This window comes from Lysobacter sp. ISL-50 (assembly GCF_018612875.1).
In the GTDB taxonomy this organism is placed as follows: Bacteria; Pseudomonadota; Gammaproteobacteria; order Xanthomonadales; family Xanthomonadaceae; genus Lysobacter.
On the sequence record NZ_JAGGRI010000022.1, the window covers coordinates 56879 to 57126 of the forward strand.

At 68.1% G+C, this 248-nt stretch carries 1 protein-coding gene; it reads left to right on the top strand.

Annotated features, from left to right (window positions below; genetic code table 11):
• The coding region (locus J7J50_RS14280; RefSeq protein ID WP_215097505.1) for a hypothetical protein at positions 1-248 on the top strand (248 nt) is incomplete at both ends.

The following is a 248-nucleotide window of genomic DNA, read 5'->3' on the forward strand; positions in this document are numbered from 1 at the left end:
ACCACGGTGACCTGTCCGGCCCTGCCGGCCGGTGGCCTGGCCCCGACTCAGACCCTGACCTGCACGGCGAACTACACCGTGACCCAGGCCGATCTGAACGCCGGCACCTTGACCAATATCGCCAGCGCGACCGACGGCACGACGACCTCGCCGACGGATACGGTGACGATCACCGCGACGCAGACGCGCGCGATGACGATCGACAAGGCTTCGACCGCGACGACGTACGCCACGGTCGGCCAGGTGAT